The 19,317-nt window shown below is 72.5% G+C and carries 17 protein-coding genes; 4 read left to right on the top strand and 13 right to left on the bottom strand.

Annotated features, from left to right (window positions below):
* Together K7I03_RS15805 and K7I03_RS15800 are read right to left on the bottom strand one after the other, a co-directional pair.
* Nucleotides 1-918 carry a TauD/TfdA family dioxygenase gene (locus K7I03_RS15805; RefSeq protein ID WP_185940428.1) on the bottom strand — a complete coding sequence of 306 codons (918 nt, stop codon included), beginning with the start codon at nt 916-918 and terminating at the stop codon, nt 1-3.
* Between the two features lie 380 nt (nt 919-1,298).
* Nucleotides 1,299-1,739 carry an ATP-binding protein gene (locus K7I03_RS15800; RefSeq protein ID WP_224347069.1) on the bottom strand — a complete coding sequence of 147 codons (441 nt, stop codon included), beginning with the start codon at nt 1,737-1,739 and terminating at the stop codon, nt 1,299-1,301.
* Nucleotides 1,740-1,892: 153 nt separating this feature from the next.
* Here K7I03_RS15800 and K7I03_RS15795 point away from each other — a divergent pair, with 153 nt between their 5' ends.
* Entirely contained in the window at nt 1,893-3,209 is a 1,317-nt protein-coding gene (locus K7I03_RS15795; protein WP_185940429.1) for a helix-turn-helix domain-containing protein, read from the top strand.
* Nucleotides 3,210-3,818: a YdcF family protein gene (locus K7I03_RS15790; RefSeq protein WP_185940430.1), complete on the top strand. Its 609-nt coding sequence runs from the start codon at nt 3,210-3,212 to the stop codon at nt 3,816-3,818.
* 2 nt (nt 3,819-3,820) lie between these two features.
* On the opposite strand, the gene K7I03_RS15785 is transcribed toward K7I03_RS15790, so the two are convergent.
* The 5 genes from K7I03_RS15785 to K7I03_RS15765 all read right to left on the bottom strand — a co-directional run bounded on the left by K7I03_RS15785 (nt 3,821) and on the right by K7I03_RS15765 (nt 10,678).
* Nucleotides 3,821-4,768: an aminoglycoside phosphotransferase family protein gene (locus K7I03_RS15785; RefSeq protein WP_185940431.1), complete on the bottom strand. Its 948-nt coding sequence runs from the start codon at nt 4,766-4,768 to the stop codon at nt 3,821-3,823.
* 51 nt (nt 4,769-4,819) lie between these two features.
* Nucleotides 4,820-6,097, bottom strand: coding sequence for a CynX/NimT family MFS transporter (locus K7I03_RS15780; RefSeq protein ID WP_185940432.1), 1,278 nt, complete (start codon nt 6,095-6,097; stop codon nt 4,820-4,822).
* Between the two features lie 66 nt (nt 6,098-6,163).
* Nucleotides 6,164-6,880, bottom strand: coding sequence for a FadR/GntR family transcriptional regulator (locus tag K7I03_RS15775; protein ID WP_185940433.1), 717 nt, complete (start codon nt 6,878-6,880; stop codon nt 6,164-6,166).
* Between the two features lie 198 nt (nt 6,881-7,078).
* Entirely contained in the window at nt 7,079-10,036 is a 2,958-nt protein-coding gene (locus tag K7I03_RS15770) for a helix-turn-helix transcriptional regulator (RefSeq protein ID WP_185940434.1), read from the bottom strand.
* Nucleotides 10,037-10,105: 69 nt separating this feature from the next.
* Complete coding sequence (locus K7I03_RS15765) at nt 10,106-10,678, bottom strand: NADPH-dependent FMN reductase (protein ID WP_185940435.1); 573 nt, start codon at nt 10,676-10,678, stop codon at nt 10,106-10,108.
* Between the two features lie 245 nt (nt 10,679-10,923).
* Between K7I03_RS15765 and K7I03_RS15760 the strand changes: the two genes are divergently transcribed.
* On the top strand, nt 10,924-12,444 hold the full coding sequence (locus K7I03_RS15760; RefSeq protein ID WP_185940436.1) for an MFS transporter: 1,521 nt from the start codon (nt 10,924-10,926) through the stop codon (nt 12,442-12,444).
* A 111-nt stretch (nt 12,445-12,555) separates the two neighbouring features.
* Here K7I03_RS15760 and K7I03_RS15755 read toward each other — a convergent pair whose 3' ends face one another.
* Together K7I03_RS15755 and K7I03_RS15750 are read right to left on the bottom strand one after the other, a co-directional pair.
* Nucleotides 12,556-12,759, bottom strand: coding sequence for a hypothetical protein (locus K7I03_RS15755; protein ID WP_398857281.1), 204 nt, complete (start codon nt 12,757-12,759; stop codon nt 12,556-12,558).
* A gap of 65 nt (nt 12,760-12,824) precedes the next feature.
* A complete protein-coding gene (locus K7I03_RS15750) occupies nt 12,825-13,196 on the bottom strand; it encodes a DUF6247 family protein (RefSeq protein WP_185940438.1) in 372 nt (123 codons plus the stop codon).
* A gap of 161 nt (nt 13,197-13,357) precedes the next feature.
* On the opposite strand from K7I03_RS15750, the gene K7I03_RS15745 reads away from it, so the two are divergent.
* Nucleotides 13,358-14,068 carry a rhomboid-like protein gene (locus K7I03_RS15745; protein ID WP_185940439.1) on the top strand — a complete coding sequence of 237 codons (711 nt, stop codon included), beginning with the start codon at nt 13,358-13,360 and terminating at the stop codon, nt 14,066-14,068.
* 108 nt (nt 14,069-14,176) lie between these two features.
* Here K7I03_RS15745 and K7I03_RS15740 read toward each other — a convergent pair whose 3' ends face one another.
* The 4 genes from K7I03_RS15740 to efeB all read right to left on the bottom strand — a co-directional run bounded on the left by K7I03_RS15740 (nt 14,177) and on the right by efeB (nt 19,292).
* Nucleotides 14,177-14,989: an HAD family hydrolase gene (locus K7I03_RS15740; protein WP_185940440.1), complete on the bottom strand. Its 813-nt coding sequence runs from the start codon at nt 14,987-14,989 to the stop codon at nt 14,177-14,179.
* Nucleotides 14,986-16,263: a serine--tRNA ligase gene (gene serS / locus K7I03_RS15735; protein ID WP_185940441.1), complete on the bottom strand. Its 1,278-nt coding sequence runs from the start codon at nt 16,261-16,263 to the stop codon at nt 14,986-14,988. Before serS ends, K7I03_RS15740 begins: the two co-directional genes overlap by 4 nt.
* Nucleotides 16,264-16,903: 640 nt before the next feature.
* The gene (gene pheA / locus K7I03_RS15730) at nt 16,904-17,854 is read right to left on the bottom strand and encodes a prephenate dehydratase (protein WP_185940731.1); all 951 of its coding nucleotides are present in this window, start codon (nt 17,852-17,854) and stop codon (nt 16,904-16,906) included.
* A 97-nt stretch (nt 17,855-17,951) separates the two neighbouring features.
* Nucleotides 17,952-19,292, bottom strand: a complete 1,341-nt coding sequence (gene efeB, locus K7I03_RS15725; protein ID WP_185940442.1) for an iron uptake transporter deferrochelatase/peroxidase subunit — start codon at nt 19,290-19,292, stop codon at nt 17,952-17,954.
* Nucleotides 19,293-19,317: the final 25 nt, after the last annotated feature.

Below are 19,317 nucleotides of genomic sequence, written 5' to 3'. Positions count from 1 at the left end.
CTACCGGCGACTGCGCAGGAAGAGCTGGAGGAGCACGCGGCGCTCCTCGCCGGGGACGTTTTCCTGGCCGTCGGCGAGCGGTTCGCGACCGTGGAGCGACCGATGTTGGTTCACGATCAGAACGTCACCGCGCTGGAGCGTGAAGGTGACCTGCCCGGCGATCAGCTCGGCTGCCAGTTCCTTCGCCGCGTGGGTGTGGGCCTCGCTGAGGTCGGACTCGGTAAGCATCTTGGCGCTGAACCGTACGAATCCGACCTCCGCGGGCTCGTTGTCCAGGACCGGAAACGGTGCGTACTCCTCGCCCACATCGGACAGTTCGAAGAACGACCCGTAGCGGTACACCGGTTCTTCGAGGAGGGAGCGAGTCGCAGGTGCCAGGCGTGACACGGCCGCGCGTGCGTCGGAGACGATGCTCGCGCCGGCGCCGAGCGGATCGGGGCGGACACACAGGAGGACGGTGAAATCCGGGGGCCGGTGCACGTTGACCAGGTCCATGTGGAAGGCGTTGTAGCCGATCCCGGTGGACATACCGGGCTTGGCGGCGAGGTCGGTCCCGATCGTCTTCCACAGCGGCCATCGCCGGAACGGCTGGAACGGCGTGGCAACTTCGGCGAGGAGGGCCGTTGTCACGCGAAGAAACCGCTCCTCAAGCCCCAAAGCCTGCGCGACGCTCCTCAGACGTAGCACGGCGTATCCGCCGGCCTCTGCCCCCAGGGAGGAGCGGAGGAAGTCAATGAGGTCTCGGGAGAGCGGAGCCGAGTTCAGCGTCGCCCGGTAGCGCTCGACCGTGGTGTCTGCCAGGAACGTACCCTTCCTGCCCCAGGGGGGAAGGGCGCAGGCAATGTGGATCAGAGCCTCCTCCAGTTCTTGCGGCGGGGCGATGAAGCCGTTCCGGTCAGCGGTTCCGGTCTCGGACATCGTGGTGGCCCTTTCTGCGAGTTGGTGCGCTTCTTGCGGTCGGAGCGGTACGCGATACGCTCAGCGGCGAGCGGGCTCGCCCGAGGTGGACGAAACCCCGGAGTGGTCCGCTGACGTCCCCCACCGTGTGGAGCGGGTCTCCGCGAGCAGGCGCCGATGCCGGCGGAGAAGCTGGTGCACCTTCCGTTGGCTAACGTGCCGTCGCCATGAATCGGCGACCTGAGCGGCGCCCCGGACGATCCGTTCACGCAACGTGGGAATCGGCTCGCAGAAGATGAGGACGACGTTTCGTTGCTCCTGTGCAAGCGATGCCATCGGGCGGCGCAGCCTGAACTTCGGCTCCGCGCTCGGGCGGTGGATGCGGGAAACCGGTCGACGAGTCACGAGCGGGCCTCGACGAGAAGCTCCGCCCAGACGATCTTGCCCCAGGCGCGTCGGCGGTACCCCCACCGTCGGCTCAGCGCCTTGACCATCACCAAGCCGCGGCCCCCCTCCACGGAACCGCATGCGTGCTTGAGCTTCGGGACGCGGAGGGACCGGTCGTAGACGCTGATCCGGACGAGGCGGTCGCCGGCCTGGAAGACCGAAACACGAACTGCACGACAGCGCGTGTGGTCGATTACGTTACCGACGAGCTCGGAGACGATCTGTTCCGCATCACTGACCAGTGCCCCAAGGCCCCAGGTGTCCAGCGCCATGGTGACGAGTCGGCGGGCTCGGCGGGCGGATGTCGGCTCGCGCGGCATGATCTCGGTGTAGGCCGGGGCGCCGACGGCGCGTCTGGCGGCGGTGTGGTCAGGCCGCGAGGCTGTTGCACTCACCTGTGTCTCTTTCGTCTGAGGAGAAGGACACGGTCGCCCGGGGACCGTCCGGGCGATCGACATCAACTCAACGACATTGACGACCCTTTGCGTATCTGCCGCGAGATCTGCCATCGTTCTGCCACCGGGCAGATGGCCGAAGGGGGTTGAGCGGTGCTCACGAAGCCGCCATCGGATCTGGGACCTGTGATCAAGGCGGCGCGACGGGTTCGTGGCTGGACCCAAAAGAATCTCGCTGACCAGCTCAACCAAGCCTCCGGATGGGGCACCTGCACACCCAACGACGTCTACCGGTGGGAGACCGGTCGGCGGACGCCCAACGAGTGGCTGCCGTACTTGGCCGCCGTCTTGGAGCTGGACCTGAGCCCGCATCAGGGGACAATGACGCCGACGGGGACCGCCCCGGTCAGCGCCCCTGTGATTGCGGAGGACGATCCTGTGAAACGGCGCGCTTTGTTCTTGGCAGCCGCCGCGCTGGCCGTCCTGCCGTCGAGTAGAGGGCAACGCGTTGTCGAGGCCCTGAACGTCGTGAGCCAGGGGGACAGTCCCAGGGTCTTGGCGGACAGCTTGAACGAGCTGATCAACCACTACTCTTCGACGATTTGCTCCGCACCTTCTGATGTTGCGTATGACGAAGTTTTCGCGGTCAGGTCCTATGCAAACGCCATCCTGAAAGCTTCACCCGTTTCGGAGCGCAAGGATATTTCGCTCTCCATCGGCTGGCTGTCGTGCCTGCTCGGCATTGCAGCTTGCGACTCGGGAGCGCACGCGGCGGCACAGGTCTGGTGCGCTGACGCGGAGCACAGAAGTGCGGAAGCAGGGCACCCGGAGCTGGCTGGGTGGGCTGTTTTGACACGGTCGATGATTGCGTTCTACCAAGGGCAGTCGCAGCAGGCTTTTCTTTTGGCCTCGAAAGGCCGACATGCAACATCGGTGGGAACAGTGGTGCACGCGAAGCTCGCGGCGCAGGAAATGCGAGCGGCGGCAATGGCAGGTGATACTTCCCGGGTGGAAAAAGCAAGGCGTAATGCAGCGCAGGCGATTGCGTGTCTTTCTCGCGATATCCAGCAGGCCGGGGCGTTTTCCATCGCCCCAGGGGAAGAGCCGCCCTATACGGCCACGTCCCTCATGCTTCTGGGGCGGTTCAAGGAAGCCGTAGCCGCGACAAAACGGGTGCTCCAGACCTGCTACCAGCCCGAGGCGCAGCCGCGCGGCGGGCATGCACCCGGCTACGCGCGCGCCTTGTTGATCCTGGCCCTTGCGCATGCCGGCAACGGTGACCTCGATGAGGCAGTCGCCGCAGGCCACGCCGCGCTCGCCGGAAAGCGCACGGCGTGGCCCACGCTGACCCTTGCCGGAAAGCTCGATCAGGCACTAGAAAGAAACTTCTCCACCGCGCAACAGGTCCAGCACTACCGCGCCCGGTACCTGGAAGCGTCTCACCGTCTTCTCGCGCCGTATGAGGAATAAATGAGCAGCGATAACCTCAGCACTGAACAGGTCGAAACCTGCACGGCATATGTGGACATTGAAGCGCCCCCGCCTGATGGCGAGCCGACCGCTCATCTGCTCTTCGGAACGAATCAGACCCAACCGGTTGATATTGTGGCTGAGCGGTACCACAAGGGCCTGGCGCCCCTGATCATCGCCACGGGTGGCGTCAATCGCCACAACGGGATCATCGAAGGGCGTGAATTCCACCGCCTCCTTGTCGAGCGCGGCGTTCCTGAAGCCGCAATCAGGTACGAAGACACGTCCTGCAACACCTGGCAGAACGTGGAATTCTCACTGCCGTTCCTGCGTGAGGCCCTGGCCTCCGGGCTGAGAATCACCGCGATCGGCAAGTGGTATCACCGCCGTACCCTTCACTGCCTTACGACCCTGCTCCCCGATATCGGACCCTTCTACGGCATCTCGTGGGAGCCCTGGTATGCAGGAAAACTCGTCACACGCACGGAGTGGCCTCACATCCCCGACGGTAAACGCCGAGTGATCCGCGAGTGGGAAGAGGTATCCCGGAGGGTCGCCGACGGGAGCTTTCGCGCCGCGGAGCGCGTTGCCGGCGCCTGGCGCTGCTGAGGTCACACATACCGCCCCACCGCCCGCACCACCGCCATCTGCTCCTCCTGGAGCCGCACCGACCCGTCCTCCACGTCCCACAGGGAGTTCTGCAGCGCCCGCGCCATCGTCCACCGCGCCGCCCGTCCCCGGTCCAGGCTCAGGACGTCGGTCATCAGGTCGAACCGCCGGCGTACGGCCCGCTCCACGTCGCCCGTCGCGACGAGGTCCTCCCAGCGGTTGTCGAACGCCGGCATCAGGTCGAAGCACGGGTCGCCGACGAGCGGTACGGGGTCGATGGCCAGCCACGGTCCGCGGTCGGCGGCGGGGCTGCCGGGCAGCGGGGCCAGGACGTTCTCGTAGTGCAGGTCCCAGTGGAGCAGGCGGTCGCCGGGTTCGGTGGCCACCTCCCGGACGGCTTCGGCGCAGCCGGCGAGCCAGGCGCGCTCTTCCTCGTTCTCCAGGGCGGGCAGGGCCGCTGGTACGGCGGCGAGCATCTCGCGCGTCACGTCGCCCAGGTGGCGCAGGCCGGCCGGGGCGGGGGCCGTGTGCAGCCGGGCGAGCAGCCCGGTCAGGGTCAGCAGGGCGGCCTCGGCGTCCGGTTCGTCATCCAACGAGCGCGCGGGGTCCAGGCGTTCGAGCAGCAGGGTGCCCGTCGCGGGATCGTCCTCCAGGAGCCGGACCGCGCCCCGCCCCGACCAGGCGCGCAGCGCCAGCGGTTCGCCGGCCCGCTCCTCGTCCACCGGCTGGAGCTTGAGCGCCGCCGGGGTGCCGTCCTCCCGGCGGACGGGCAGGACGAGGGCCACGTAGCCGTGGGCCGGCTCCCCGTCGGGCCGCAGGTTCCAGCGGTCCAGGAAGTCGGCCGCCAGGCCGGGCAGGCCCGCGATCCACTCGGCGGCGTGCTCCGGATTGTGCTCCTCGTGGTGCTCGGCGAGCTGCGGGGGGACGGTGATCGGGGGCGGGGTGGACACGGGGCGCACGCTCCTCACGGGTGACAACGGGTCTCACCCACCCCCAACGTCTCAGATCTTCCGATCGCGCCCGGCTCCGAGGCCCAGGAACACCAGCGCCAGGCACGCGGCGAGCAGCACGCCGATCGGCAAGTCCCAGCCGCCCGTGGCCTGGTGGACCGCACCGACGGCGAACGGGCCGACGGACGCGAGCAGATAGCCCCACGTCTGGGCCATGCCGGAGAGCCGGGCCGCCGTGTGCGCGTCGCGGCTGCGCAGCACCATCAGCGTCAGCGCCAGGCCCAGCGTGCCGCCCTGGGCGACGCCCATCATGGTCGCCCACAGCCAGGCGCCCGCGACGGGTGCGAGCAGCAGGCCGGTCGTGCCGCCGGCCATCAGCAGGACGACGCCGACGGCCAGCAGCCGCTGGTCGCGCAGCCGCCCGGCGAGGACGGGCACGACGAACGAACCGGCCATCTGCACCAGGGTGTAGAAGGCGTAGACGAGGCCTGCCTCGCCCTTGTCCATGCCGTGGTCGGTGAAGACGGTCGGCATCCAGGCGATGCACACGTACGCGACCAGCGACTGGGTGCCCATGAGCAGGGTGACCTGCCAGGCGAGGCCGGAGCGCAGCAGGTTCGGGCCCTCGGCGGCGGTCCCGCCGGACGCGGTCCCGCCGGGCGCGGGGGCGGCGACGTGGTGGCCGCCGCGCCGGGCGATCAGCGCCTGCGGGATCCACACCACGACGGCGACGGCGGCGAGCAGCGCCCAGGAGGCGAGCGAACCGCGCCAGCCGCCGAGGGCGTTCTCCAGCGGCACCGCGCAGGCGGCCGAGACGGTGGCGCCGAGGATCATCGCCGTCGAGTAGAGGGCGGTCATGCTCGCGGCCCGGTCCGGGAAGTCCCGCTTGATCAGGCCGGGCATCAGGACGTTGAGGAAGGCGATCGCCGTGCCGACCAGCGCGCCGCCCACGAACAGCGCCACCACCGGCGGCGCGACGCGCACCAGGATGCCGCCGCAGAGCAGGACGAGCGCGGCGCACAGCACCGGCTCGGTGCCGAAGCGCCGGGCCAGCCGCGGCGCGGCGATCGAACCGAGCCCCATGAAGACCAGCGGAATGGTCGTGACCAGGCTGCTCGCGGTCGCGTTCAGACCGAAGTGGTCGTTGATCTCACCGACGAGCGGGGAGACGCCGGCGAGGGCGGCCCGCATGTTCAGCGACGCCAGGACGATGCCCGCGAGGACCAGCGCGGGGTGCGCCCGCAGGGTGCGGACGGCGGTGGGGGCGGGGGCCGCCGAGGAGGGTTCCTCGGCGGCTATGAGGGGTGTCTGGGGCCTCGATTCGGACATGTGCGTGCCTTTCGGTGGAGCTCGGGGTGGCGGGGGCGGGGGAAACCGCAGGCGTGACGGGAGCCGTCACGGCCGCCCGTCGGCCAGCAGCGCCTCGACCGCCCGCTTGGGGCGTTCGAGGAGGGCCCGCGCGGCACGGTCGGCCGCGTCCGGGTCGCCGGAGGCGATGGCCTCCATGACGGCGCGGTGGTCGCCGTGGAGGACGCGCGGCATGTCCCGGTCGCCGAGCGCCGTGAGCAGCGCCTCGCGCACGGAACTGCTGAACCAGGTGTACGTCGCGGTCAGCGCGGTGTTGTGCGCCGCCTCCACGACGGCCTTGTGGAACTCGATGTCGTGGTGCGCGTACAGCTCCACGTTGTCCGCGTCCGGCTGGCCGTGGTCGTCCTCCAGCTCCGTCTGGGCGTCCAGGGCGGCGCGCATCCGCTCCAGATCGGCGGGCTCGTGCCGGGTGGCGGCCAGCCGGGCGGCCTCCGCCTCCAGCGCGATCCGCAGCTCCAGGACGTCGCGTACGCCGGCGCGCTGCACACCGCGCATGATCTCCGCCGGGTCGGCGGTGGACACGACGAACGTCCCCTCGCCCTGCCGGGAGCGCAGCATCCCCGCGTGCACCAGGACGCGGACGGCCTCGCGGACGGTGTTCCGTCCGACCTGGAGCTGCTCGGCCAGGGCGTGCTCGGTGGGAATGCGCTCGCCCACCGGCCACTCGCCGGCCGCCACCTGGGCGCGGAGCTGCTCCACGACGGTGTCGACGAGGGACTGGCGTCCTGCTGCTTGTAGTGCCACGGCCGCCTCCGGCTGGGGTTCGTCTACGGTTCACCGGTATCCCGGTTGCCCAGTCATCCTACAACTTGCCCGACGGGCTGATATCCAGCCCGTCCGGCGCTTGAGGACGAGCGGCGAAGCCGCGACAAGGGGGTCTGGGGCGCAGCCCCGGGAAACGGCGAATGGGGGTGCCCCCTCTGGGGGAGGGACCGGGGCACCTCACAACCCCAGCCGCGCCAGCTCCCTCCGCGAGCTGATCCCGAGCTTCGGGTAGACGTTCGACAAGTGATACCCGGCCGTCCGCGGACTGATGAACAGCCGCGCCCCGATGTCGCGATTGCTCAGACCGTCCGCCGCCAGCCGCGCCACCTGCGCCTCCTGCGGCGTGAGCCGATCGAGCAGACCGGGCGTGGCGGCCGGTACGCCCAGGCTCTCCCCGGTGGCACGCAGCTCCGTCCGGGCCCGTTCCGCCCAGGGAGCGGCGCCGAGCCGGTCGAAGGCGTCGAGCGCGGAGCGCAGCAGGGGGCGCGCCTCGGACGTCTGGCGCCGCCGGCGCAGGTGCTCGCCGTAGAGCAGCTCGGTACGGGCCCGCTCGAAGCCGGAACCCCCTTCGCGGTGCAGCCGCACGGCGTGGGCGAAGTGCTTTCCGGCCTCGGCCGGCTCGGGGGAGAGCAGCGCCCGGCAGCGCTCGGCGACCGCTTCCGTCCACGGCCGCGGGTAGGCCGCCGCGTGCCGTTCGTACCAGGCCAGGGCGGACCGCCCGCCGTCCGGGCGGTCCAGGCGGGCCGCGGCCTCGACGAGGTCGGGCAGGCTGCCGATGACGCCCTGCCGGTCGGGGCCGGAGGCGACGGCGGAGAGCCGGTCGAAGGCCGCCTCGGTGCGGCCGAGGCCCAGGTCGAGCAGGGCGAGGGCGCAGGCGGCGTGCACCGTGCCGGGGGCGACGCCGCGCGCCAGGGCCTCGGCGGTCAGCTCGCGGCAGCCCTCCTCGTCGCCCCGGACGGCGGCGAGCTGGGCGAGGACGGTCGCCAGGTGGACGCGGACGCGGGCGTGCCCGGTGTCCTCGGCGACGCGCATTCCCTCGGTGGCCGTGGCCAGCGCCTCCCGGTGCAGGCCGAGCAGCAGCTGGACCCGGGCGAGGAGCATCTGCACCAGGGCCAGGGTGCCGATCGCGCCGCTCTCCCGGCACCGCCGCTCCAGCGCGACGGCCAGGTCCCGCGCGGCCGGCAGGTCGCCCGCGAACAGGTGCCACCAGCCGAGGCGCACCACCTCCCGCAGGTCCGCCGCCGACTCCCCGTCGGCGCCGATGAGCTGCCGGACGGCGTCGGCGCCGGCGCCCGGGTCGCCGGGGCCGCAGCGGTGCTGCCCGGCGGCGAGCCGGGCGAGCGCGGCGATCCGCCCGGCCTCGGACAGGCCCAGCCCGGCCGCCTGTGCGGCGGTACGGTCGAGGGCGTCCTGGTCGCCGGCGTGCCAGGCGGCCTGCGCGGCCTGGAAGAGCAGCGGCCCGACGAGTTCGGGGGCGGGTCGCACGGCCTCCGGGGCGGATCCGACGGCCTCGCGGGCGGGCCCGTCGAGTTCACGGGCGGGCCCGTCGAGATCGCGGGTGGATCCGACGTGTCCGGATGCCGGCCCGCCGAGCTCGGGTCCGGGCCCGACGCGGTCCGGGACGCTCCCGACCAGGCCCGGAACGCCCCCGACCAGGTCCGGGACGATGCCGACCAGGTCCGGGACGATGCCGACCAGCTCCGGGACGATGCCGACCAGATCCGGGACGACCCCGGCGAGCAGGGCGTACGCGTCCCGGGAGCGGCCCTGTTCGTCGAGGGCCTCGGCCTTGATCCGTACGGCGCCGGCCAGTGCCTCGGGACCGTCCGCCAGTGCCGCGGCCCGGCCCGCGAGCTCCTCCGCGTGGGCCGGCCGTCCGGCGTCGGCGGCGGCCCGTGCCGCGGCCGTCAGCCGGCGGCACTGCCCGGCGGCGTCCGGGGTGAGCTCGGCCGCCCGCTCGTACGCCGCCGCGACGGCGCGTGAACTGCCGCGCGCGCGGGCGCGTTCGGCGGTCTCCTCCAGCAGCCGGGCGGTCTCCGGATCCGGTCCGGTGCCCGCGGCGGCGAGGTGCCAGGCGCGCTGGTCCGCGTGGTCCGGGCGGCCGGCGAGCGCGTCGGCCAGTGCGCGGTGCGCGGCGATCCGGCGGCTCGTGGGCGCGTCCTGGTAGACGGCGGTCCGTATGAGGGGGTGCCGGAAGGCGAGCCGGCCGTCCGCGAGGCCCAGCAGCCGGGCGCGTTCGGCCGGTTCGAGGTCGTCCAGGGAGGCGTCGAAACGTTCCGCCGCGCCGAGTACCGTCGCGAGGTCGGCGCCGCCGGCCGCGGCGGCGACGAGGAGCAGGGCCCGGGTGGGTTCCGGCAGCGCCGTGACGGCCGTGGTGAACGCGCGCAGCAGCCTGCTGTGCGGGGGCAGCGCGGCCATGCCGTACGGCGAGGCGTACCGTTCCGCCTCGCCCTGGACGGTGGGGAGTTCGCGCAGGGCGAGGGGGTTGCCCGCGGCTTCCTTGAGGACGAGTTCGCGGGCGTGCCGGGGCAGCCCGGCGGCGGACTCGTCCAGCAGCGCCCCGGCGGACTCCGCGTCCAGCCCGCCCAGCCGCAGCTCCGGGACGCCGGGGGCGGGGAAGGCGGGCGCGTCGTCCTCGCGGACGGCCAGCAGCACGGCGATGGGCTCGGCGCCGAGCCGCCGGACGGCGAACAGCAGGGCGTCCGCCGACTCCCGGTCCAGCCAGTGCGCGTCGTCGACGACGCACAGCAACGGCCGTTCCTCCGCGAGGCCGTCGAGGAGGGTGAGGACCGCGAGGCCGACGAGGAACCGGTCGCCCCCGGTGCCGTCGGAGGTCATGCCGAAGGCGGAACGCAGCGCATCCGCCTGGGCCGCGGGCAGCCCGGCGACGCGGTCGAGCACCCCGGACAGCATCAAGTGCAGCCCGGCGTACGGGAGTTCACCCTCCGCCTCGACGCCGGTGCCGCTCAGCACCCGCATCCCGGCCTCCCGCGCCGCGTGGGCGGCGTGGTCGAGGAGCACGGACTTGCCGATGCCCGCCTCGCCGCGGAGCAGCAGGGCGCCGCTGCGCCCCTGGCGGGCCTCGGCGAGGAGCCGGTCGAGCGCGTGCAGTTCACCGGAGCGTCCATGAAGCATGACGGTCACAGTAATCGCTGGTCAGAGCCGTGCGAAGGGGTAGCGGAAGGGAGATCGGAAAGGGAATCCTCAGGCCGCGTAGGGCACCTCGTCGCGGGCCTGCCGCAGGGCGCGCCCCCACCAGACGAGCTGGTCGAGCATCCGCTTGGCCGCGCCGTTGACCACGGCCGCGTCCAGCGGCTCGCCCTCCTGGTCGAAGCGCTCCCAGGCCATGTGGAAGCTGACCGTGTCCCGGACGGTGACGGCGTGCAGCTCGGCGAAGACCTGCCGCAGGTGCTCCACGGCGCGCAGGCCGCCGCTCACCCCGCCGTAGGAGACGAAGGCGACGGGCTTGGCCTGCCACTGCGGGAAGTGCCAGTCGATGGCGGCCTTGAGGGAGGCGGGGTACGAGTGGTTGTACTCGGGCGTGATCACCACGAAGGCGTCGGCGGCGGCGAGCCGCGGGGTGACCGCGGCGACCTCGGGGGTGGGCTCGCCGGAGAGGGTGCTCGGAATGCCGGCGTCCGCCAGGTCGATCACGTCCACGTCGAACCCGGTGTGAGCACCGGCCTCACGGACGAACCAGTCGGCCACGGTCGGACCGAACCGGCCCTCGCGGGTGGAACCGACGATGACGGCGAGGCGGAGGGGGGCGGTGTTCATGGCGGTACTCCCTTGTGGAGGCGAAGGACGGGAACGAACGGGCCGGCGGCCCCCGTCGGGGGACGGCGGGGGACCGCCCCCGGCGGGAGCGGCCGGCCCGTCCGGCTGACGTCGAGAACGCTACGAGCCCGGCCCCTGTCCCCACATCTGTCGGATGACCAGGTCTCGGTGACCGGTGACCGGGTCGCCGAACCCGGTCGTCCGGCAGATGTGGCGGCCCGGCCCGCGGACCTAGCGTCACCGCCATGAAAGCCGCCACCGTGAACACCGCCACCGCGACCGCTCCCTCTCCGACCGCCCCCGCCCCGATCACCGCCCCCGAGGCCCCCCGCCGCCCGGCCGTGACCCTGGCGCTGGTCCTGCTCGGGATGCTGACCCTGGCCATGTCGATGTCCGGCACCACCGTGGCGCTCCCGGACATCGGCGCGGACCTCGGGGCGTCCGGCGCGAGCCTGCAGTGGGCGGTCACCGGCTACTTCCTGACGGCGTCCAGCTTCATGCTGGTCACCGGCGCGCTCTCCGACCTCCTCGGCCGCCGCCGCGTCTACCGCGCCGGAGCCGCCCTGTTCACCGCCGGCCTGCTGCTGAGCGCCACCGCCACCGACGTCCTCGTCCTGGACGCGGCCCGCGCGGTCGCCGGCCTCGGCGCCGCCGGGGTGATGGCGAGCGGCGGCGCGCTGCTGGCCACCACCTTCTCCGGCACCGCCCGCACCAAGGCGTACGCCGCCCTCGGCACCACCGGCGGCATCGGCCTGGCCGCCGGCCCGACGATCTCCGGGGCCCTGGTCGGCGGCCTCGGCTGGCGCACCGGCTTCCTGGTCTTCGCCGCGGTGGGCGCGGTGCTGCTGGCCGGCACCTTCCTCGTCGCCGAGTCGCGGGCGGCCGTCCGGCCGCGCCTGGACGTGCCCGGCGCCGTGACGTTCATCGCCGCCCTCGCCCTGGTGATGACCGGCGTCACCCAGGGCCCGCAGAACGGCTGGACGCACCCGCTGGTCCTGGCCGCCTTCGGCGCCGGCGCGCTCCTGCTCGTCCTCTTCGCGGTCCTCCAGCGCCGCTCGGCCCACCCCGTCCTCGACCTGACCCTGGTCCGCGACCGCCGCTACCTCGCCTGGACGCTCGCCGGACTGACCGGAGCCGTCGGCTTCGCCGGCTCGCTGACCTACCTGCCCACCTACTTCCAGGGCGTGAACGGCGTCCCGGCGGGCGAGGCCGGTACGACGATGCTGCTGCTGACCGCTCCCGTCCTCGTCGCGCCGCTGGTCAGCGGGCAGTTGGTGAACCGGGGCGTGCCCGCCCGCCTGGTCATCACCGTCGCCATCGCGCTGGTCGCCGCCGGCAACGCCTGGCTGACCGTCCTCGCCCCGGGCGGCGGCATCGCCCCCCTGGCCGGCCCGCTGCTGACCATCGGCATCGGCACCGGACTGGCCAACGGCATCATCGACGGCCAGGCCATGAGCCTCGTCGACCCGGAGCGCTCCGGCACGGCCGCGGGCTTCCTCAACACCGTCCGCGGCGGCGGCCAGGCCATGATGATCGCCGCCCTCGGCGCGGTGATGCTCAGCCTCCTCCAGAGCCGCCTCGGCTCCGCCGGCCTCGCCGCCCGCGTCGCCTCCGGCCACCTCACCGGCCCGGACCACGCCCATCTCGCCCAGCAGCTCACCGGCGTCTGGCACACGGTCCTCTGGGGCATCGCCGGCCTCACCGCCCTCCTCTGCGTCACGGTGACCACCCTGCTCCGCGCCCCGCGGCCGGCCGCCACACGGTGAGCCCCTCCCCCCTCGCAACCGGCACCGCGAACGGGCCCGGAAGGCACGCACCTCCCGGGCCCGCGAGCCTGTGCGGCCGACAGGGGGGGCGGGCTCTCGCCGGGCGCCCCGCTACAGCGCGTCGAACGGGGGCACGATGCGCACGATGATGATCAGCGGATCACGTGGTGCCACCAGAAAGTAAAACCAGCCACCAGCGGCGTCCATGCGGCGGAGGCCACCGGGGCGGGGCCCGTTGCCGAGATCGCTGACGTCGATACCCGTGCTGGCGAGGTCGACAAGTTGCCCGGCCAGTCGCTCCACCTCCGTCACCACGTGTGCGGGGATCCCACCCGCGACATGGCCGTGGCCGGGGTCGTACTCCCAGCGCCAGTCCCCGCTCACCGGGGCGGCAGACCGATGGCTGCGTGGGCTCCGTCCAGAATCCGCCCGATCGCGGAGGCGGCTGCCCGTGCCTGGTCGGCATCGCCCGAGCGCGCGGCGTCTTCCCAGCGCCGGAGGTCCGCCGCGAGGTCAGGGTGGCGCTGGATGTGGACATAGACCGCCCACTGGGCGATGAAGCGCTGGAGCGGCGCCAGGTCGGAGCCTTGCCGGGACTGGTCCGCGGCTTGGTCCAGTTCCCTGGTGAAGGCCGGCAGCGCGGCGGGCGCGATCTGGCTGATGGCCTGCCGCAGTGCGGTGACCGTGGCGGGGGGCTGTGGGATGAGCGGCTGCCCGGCGGCGGAGGAGGAGGTGGTCACGGTTGCTCCCATGGGCGCGATTCTGATCCCGGCCTCAGCGTATCGGGCACGAGTGCGTTTCCCGCCGCCAGAACGAGTGAGGCAGAAGCGATTCGGCGCCCCCGGTCACCCGGCTCGGCCCCGCGGTGCCCCGTCCGCTGTCCGGGCCGCGGCCCCTCGACTACCGTCGAATGATGGAACAGGACGAACCCGGGGCACCGGAGGGCGGCCGTCCGTCCGTTCCCACCCGGGTGCGCCGGTACGGGCGGGAGACCGCCCGGGCCCGGGACGCCGTCCTCGCCGCCGTCCGCTCCTGGGTCCGCGGCTCTCCCGGCACCCACATCTGGCTGCTCGTCATCGGCGTCACCAGCCTCGTCATCGCGGCGGCCAGCGAGGGACTGGAGACCTTCCTCCTCCACCGCACCAGCAGCAACATCCACGAGCTGAACAAGCACCCGCTCCAGTCCCTGCTCATCAGCGGCTTCTGGATCGAGACGCCCTCGTCGTTCCTGCTCTACGCCGTCCTCTTCGAACTGGTCCACGCCAACGTGGAGCGCTGGGCCGGGACCTGGCGGTGGCTGTTCACCGTCGGCGTCGCACACATCGCGGCCACCCTGATCAGCCAGGAGGTGCTGCTCGTCGCCATCGAGCACCACGCGGCGCCGCGTGCGATGCGGCACGTGGTGGACATCGGGGTGTCGTACGGGCTGGCCGCGGCGGCCGGGCTGCTCACGTACCGGATTCCGCGGCCCTGGCGGTGGGGGTGGCTGGTGGCGGTCGTCCTGTTCTTCGCCACACCGCTGGCGACCGGCGGCACCTTCACCGATGTCGGGCACGCCATCGCTGTGAGCGTGGGCTTCGCCTGCTGGCCGCTCGTCCGGGGCCGGCGGGGCGGGTGGCGGTGAGGTTTTTCGCCGTGCTTCGCGCGGTTTCGGGGTGTGGGGGCGCAGCCCCCGCAAGAAACGGTGAAAGGGCGGGACCGGGGCACCCCCCGCCGAAGGCGTACCCCCGCCTCAGCCGAAGAGCCGCTCCACAACGACGGCGATGCCGTCCTCGTCGTTCCCCGCCGTCACCTCGTCGGCGACGGCCTTGAGCTCCGCGTGCGCGCCGGCCATGGCCACGCCGTACCCCGCCCACCCGAACATCGGGATGTCATTGGGCATGTCGCCGAAGGCGATCGTCTCCGCGGCCTTGATCCCGAGCCGCCGCGCGGCCAGCGACAGCCCGGTCGCCTTGCTCAGCCCGAGCGGGAGCAGTTCGACGATGCCCTCGCCGGCCATCGTGACGTCGACGAGGCCGCCCGCGGCGGCCCGGGCGGCCTCCGCGAGGGCGTCGTCGTCGAGCCGCGGGTGCTGGAGGTAGAGCTTGTTGAGCGGCTCGGCCCACAGGTCCGCCTGGTCGGTGACGGGGACGGGCGGGCGCGGCCCTTCCTGGAGCCGGTAGCCGGCGGTGACGAGCAGGTCGCCGTCGAGGCCGTCGCGGGAGGCGGCGAGGTGCAGCGGTCCGGTCTCGGCCTCGATCTTCTCCACGGCGAGTGCGGCCACCCGCCGGTCCAGGGTCACCGAGGTGAGCAGCCGGTGCTCGCCCGCGTGGTAGACCTGCGCGCCCTGCCCGCACACCGCGAGGCCCCGGTAGTCCAGCACGTCGAGTATGTGCTTCGTCCATGCGACCGGGCGGCCGGTGACGACGATGTGCGCGGCTCCGGCCGCCGCCGCGCGGGCGAGGGCGGCGCGGGTGCGCTCGGAGACGGTCTCGTCGGACCGCAGCAGCGTGCCGTCGAGGTCGGTGGCGACGAGACGGTACGGGGGCGGGGGCGCGGACGTCACTTGGCGACCGGCTCCAGGACCTCGCGTCCGCCCAGGTACGGCCGGAGCACCTCGGGCACCCGGACCGTGCCGTCGGCCTGCTGGTGGTTCTCCAGCAGCGCGACGATCGTGCGCGGCACCGCGCACAGCGTGCCGTTCAGGGTGGCGAGCGGGCGGACGTTCTTGCCGTCGCGCATCCGCACGGACAGCCGGCGGGCCTGGAACTCGTCGCAGTTGGACGTCGAGGTCAGCTCGCGGTACTTGCCCTGGGTGGGGATCCACGCCTCGCAGTCGAACTTGCGGGAGGCGGAGGCACCGAGGTCACCGGTGGCCGTGTCGATCACCTGGAAGGGCAGCTCCAGGCTGGTCAGCCACTGCTTCTCCCACTCCAGCAGCCGGGCGTGCTCGGCCTCGGCCTCCTCGGGGGCGATGTACGAGAACATCTCCACCTTGTCGAACTGGTGGACGCGGAAGATGCCCCGGGTGTCCTTGCCGTACGTGCCGGCCTCGCGGCGGAAGCAGGGCGAGAAACCGGCGTACCGCAGCGGGAGCTTGTCCGCCTCGATGATCTCGTCCATGTGGTACGCGGCGAGCGGCACCTCGGACGTGCCGACCAGGTAGAAGTCGTCCTTCTCCAGGTGGTAGACGTCCTGCGCGGCCTGGCCCAGGAAGCCGGTGCCCTCCATGGCGCGCGGCTTGACCAGCGCGGGGGTGAGCATCGGGGTGAAGCCGGCCGCGGTGGCCTGCGCGATGGCGGCGTTGACGAGGGCGAGCTCCAGGAGCGCGCCGACGCCGGTGAGGTAGTAGAAGCGCGAGCCGGACACCTTGGCGCCGCGCTCGACGTCGATCGCGCCGAGCGACTGGCCCAGCTCCAGGTGGTCCTTGGGCTCGAAGCCCTCGGCGGCGAAGTCGCGGGGGGTGCCGACGGTCTCCAGGACGACGAAGTCGTCCTCGCCGCCGCGCGGTACGTCCGGGTGGACGAGGTTGCCGATGCCCAGCAGGAGGCGCTGGGCCTCCGCCGCGGCCTCGTCCTGCTCGGCGTCGGCGGCCTTGACGGCGGCGGACAGCTCGCCGGCCTTCTTCAGCAGCTCGGCCTTCTCGTCGCCGGTGGCCTTGGGGATCAGCTTGCCGAGCGCCTTCTGCTCGGCGCGGAGTTCGTCGAAGCGGACGCCGGACGACCTGCGCCGCTCGTCGGCGGAGAGCAGTGCGTCGACGATGTCGACGTCCTCTCCACGGGCGCGCTGGGAGGCGCGCACACGGTCGGGGTCCTCACGAAGCAGGCGAAGGTCAATCACCCCCCCAGGCTACCGTTGACCGTCACGATCACTCGACGCGATATTCCTCTTCGGGAGGTTTTGCCCCATTCCGGGTGGTTTTCCCGGTTTTCCGGGACCGGGTGCGGGCCGGTGGGGAAAGGGTGGAAAACCTTGGGGGCGCACGGGGTGAATTCGGTGATCCGCCGCGAAAAGGAGAGAGGTCGACGAATCGTCCCATGGCGGTGGGGAGGCGCCTGTGGGCCTTTGGTTGTCCACAGGAACGGGTGATTCCGGTTTGTTGTCCACAGGGTGTGTGCGAAATCTGTGGACGCCGGAAGCGGATCTTCCGGCTGTTTTCGTTATCGGCCACGGTTTGGTGGCTTTCTGGCGGATAAACCTTGTTCCAACACTCTTTCGAGTGGAGATTTCCTGCTCTTAAGGGTTGTTCGAGACCTTTCGGCTGACCCCGGGGTGGTGGACGATCCCACCACTCGACGGCCGGTCCTGTGGACGATCCGGTGGATTGCTAGAGAGATTTGTCGACGTTGACCGATTCGTACCGCCCGGCCGGGCCTCGCTCTGTCGACTTATCCCCAGGAGTGGACCGCCCTGTGGATAACTCTGTGGACGATCCGACGGTGGACCTCGGGACAGGGCTGAGGACGGTGCTCAGGCGGGCTCAGGCCCGCCCGTCCTGGCAGCGCGCCAGCCACTCCGCCGCCGCCACGAAATCGGCGTCGGACGTCCCCGGCCGCGGCGCACCCCCGGCCGGCGCCCCCGGCTCGCCGCCGTCCGCGCTCGCGCGCGGATACGACCCGAGGAACCGGACGTTCGGGCAGATCCGCTTCAGGCCCATCAGCGTCTCGGCCACCCGCCGGTCGGTGATGTGCCCCTCGCAGTCGATGGAGAAGCAGTACCGCCCCATGCCCTCGCCCGTCGGCCGCGACTCGATCCACGTCAGGTTGACGCCCCGCGCCGAGAACTCCTGGAGCAGTTCCATCAGCGCGCCCGGGTGGTCGTCCCGCAGCCATACGACCATGGACGTCCGGTCGGCGCCCGTCCGGGCCGCCGGCCGCGCCGGCCGTCCCGCGAGCACGAACCGCGTCTCCGCGTTCCGCGCGTCGTGGATGTCGGTGACCAGCGGCTCCAGACCGTACGTCGCGGCGGCGAACTCCCCGGCGAACGCCGCGTCGTAGCGGCCCTCCCGCACCAGCCGCGCCCCGTCCGCGTTGGACGCCGCCGACTCCCAGCGCGCGTCCGGCAGTTGGGCCGCGAGCCACTTGCGCACCTGCGGCTGCGCGACCGGGTGCCCGGTCACCGTCTTGATGTCGGAGAGCTTCGTTCCCGGCCGGACGAGCAGGGCGAACGCGATCCGCAGCAGCACCTCGCGGTAGATCATCAGCGGGGCGCCGGTGGCCAGTTCGTCCAGGGTCGCGGTGACGCCGCCCTCCACCGAGTTCTCGATGGGCACCAGCGCCGCCGCCGCCTCGCCGCCGCGCACGGCGTCCAGCGCGGCCGGGACGGAGACCTTGGGCACGAGCTCACGCGTCGCCGCCTCCGGGAGGGTGCGCAGCGCGGCCTCGGTGAAGGTGCCTTCGGGACCGAGGTAGGTGTAGCGGCTGGCCGACATCACGCGATACTCCTCCGAACGGTCCGCTGCGGAGAGCGGGCTGCCGCCACGATACCGAGCGGGGCGGCAGCGGTCCCCCGCCCATCACCGGCCCCGGCTACCCCTCCAGCAGCCGCTGTCCCACGTACTCGCCCTCGGCGCAGCCGCCCGGCACCGCGAACAGCCCGCTCGCCTCGTGCCGCAGGAAGCGCGACAGCCCGTCCCCCCGGTCCAGCTTCCGCTGCACCGGCACGAACCCCTTCATCGGGTCCGCCTGCCAGGCGACGAACAGCAGTCCGGCGTCCGGGGCACCGTCGTCGCGGAAGCCGTCGTGGTACGAGAAGGCGCGGCGCAGCATCGTCGCGCCGCGGTTGGCGGAGGGTGCGGCGACGCGGACGTGGGCGTCGCCGGCGATGGCCAGCGCGCCGTCGGGGCCGATCTTCTCCAGGTCGACGGGGGTCGTCTCACCGCCGCCGGACAGCGGGGCGCCGTCCGACTTGCGACGGCCTATCACCCGCTCCTGCCGCTCCAGCGGCAGGTTGTCCCAGGTGTCCAGCAGCATCCGGATGCGCCGCACCACCGCGTACGACCCGCCCGCCATCCACGCGTCGGGGCCCTTGCGGTCGCGCGGGACGAAGATCTTCTCCTCGAAGTCCGGGTCCGTGGGCTTGGGGTTGTTGGTGCCGTCGACCTGGCCCATCAGGTTGCGCTGGGTCATCGGGCGCGGGGTGGCGCCGGGGGTGCGGTTGAAGCCGCTCATCTCCCAGCGCGGCCGGACGGCGTCGCCGGCCTGCTTGCGGAGCAGCCGCAGCGCGTGGAACGCCACGAGCGCGTCGTCGGCGCCGATCTGCACCCAGAGGTCGCCGTCGCCGCGCTTGGGGTCGAGGGCGTCCTGGGTGAAGGCGGGCAGCGGTTCGAGGGCGGCGGGCCGCCGGTCGGCCAGGCCCGTGCGGTCGAAGAAGGTGCGGCCGAAGCCGAAGGTGACGGTCAGCGAGGACGGTCCGGCGTCCAGCGCGATGCCGGTGTCGTCGCCCTTCGGCGCCCGCCCCTCCGCCAGTTCGGCCGCCGTCGCCGACCAGCGTCTGAGCAGGGCGGCGGCGGCCTTGCGGTCCGCGCCCGGCGCGAGGTCGAAGGCCAGCAGGTGGCCGTGGGCCTGCGCGGGGTCGGCGATGCCCGCCTGGTGGTCGCCGTGGAAGGGGACGGACGCGGAGCCGACGCCGGACAGCGGGTCCGATTCCTTGCGGACCGCCTCCGCGACGGAGGCGCCGCCCAGCCCGCCGACGACGAGCCCGCCGGCCCCCACCGCGCCGGCGGTGCCGAGCAGCCGCCGCCGGGACAGCCCGTCCGGCTTGCCCTGGGGGTCCGCCTTCTTGCCGGTCTTGCCGGCCCTGTCGATCTTGGCGGCCGCGTCCGGCTTGCCGGTCCGCTGCGTCTTGGTCTTGCCGGAAGTCTCAGCCATCAGCCTCAGCCATCTCAGCCATCAC

Source organism: Streptomyces mobaraensis, from assembly GCF_020099395.1.
Lineage (GTDB): Bacteria > Actinomycetota > Actinomycetes > Streptomycetales > Streptomycetaceae > Streptomyces.
The sequence above is the reverse complement of the archived record's forward strand: the minus strand, read 5'-3'. Positions and strand labels throughout refer to the sequence as shown.

Bases quoted from the DNA above. Each gene is read 5' to 3' on its own strand.
- K7I03_RS15805 (WP_185940428.1), bottom strand. From the start codon at position 918: ATGTCCGAGACCGGAACCGCTGACCGGAACGGCTTCATCGCCCCGCCG.
- K7I03_RS15790 (WP_185940430.1), top strand. From the start codon at position 3,210: ATGAGCAGCGATAACCTCAGCACTGAACAGGTCGAAACCTGCACGGCA.
- efeB (WP_185940442.1), bottom strand. From the start codon at position 19,292: ATGGCTGAGACTTCCGGCAAGACCAAGACGCAGCGGACCGGCAAGCCG.
- K7I03_RS15770 (WP_185940434.1), bottom strand. From the start codon at position 10,036: ATGCTTCATGGACGCTCCGGTGAACTGCACGCGCTCGACCGGCTCCTC.
- K7I03_RS15760 (WP_185940436.1), top strand. From the start codon at position 10,924: ATGAAAGCCGCCACCGTGAACACCGCCACCGCGACCGCTCCCTCTCCG.
- pheA (WP_185940731.1), bottom strand. From the start codon at position 17,854: ATGTCGGCCAGCCGCTACACCTACCTCGGTCCCGAAGGCACCTTCACC.
- K7I03_RS15765 (WP_185940435.1), bottom strand. From the start codon at position 10,678: ATGAACACCGCCCCCCTCCGCCTCGCCGTCATCGTCGGTTCCACCCGC.
- K7I03_RS15750 (WP_185940438.1), bottom strand. From the start codon at position 13,196: ATGGGAGCAACCGTGACCACCTCCTCCTCCGCCGCCGGGCAGCCGCTC.
- K7I03_RS15780 (WP_185940432.1), bottom strand. From the start codon at position 6,097: ATGTCCGAATCGAGGCCCCAGACACCCCTCATAGCCGCCGAGGAACCC.
- K7I03_RS15745 (WP_185940439.1), top strand. From the start codon at position 13,358: ATGGAACAGGACGAACCCGGGGCACCGGAGGGCGGCCGTCCGTCCGTT.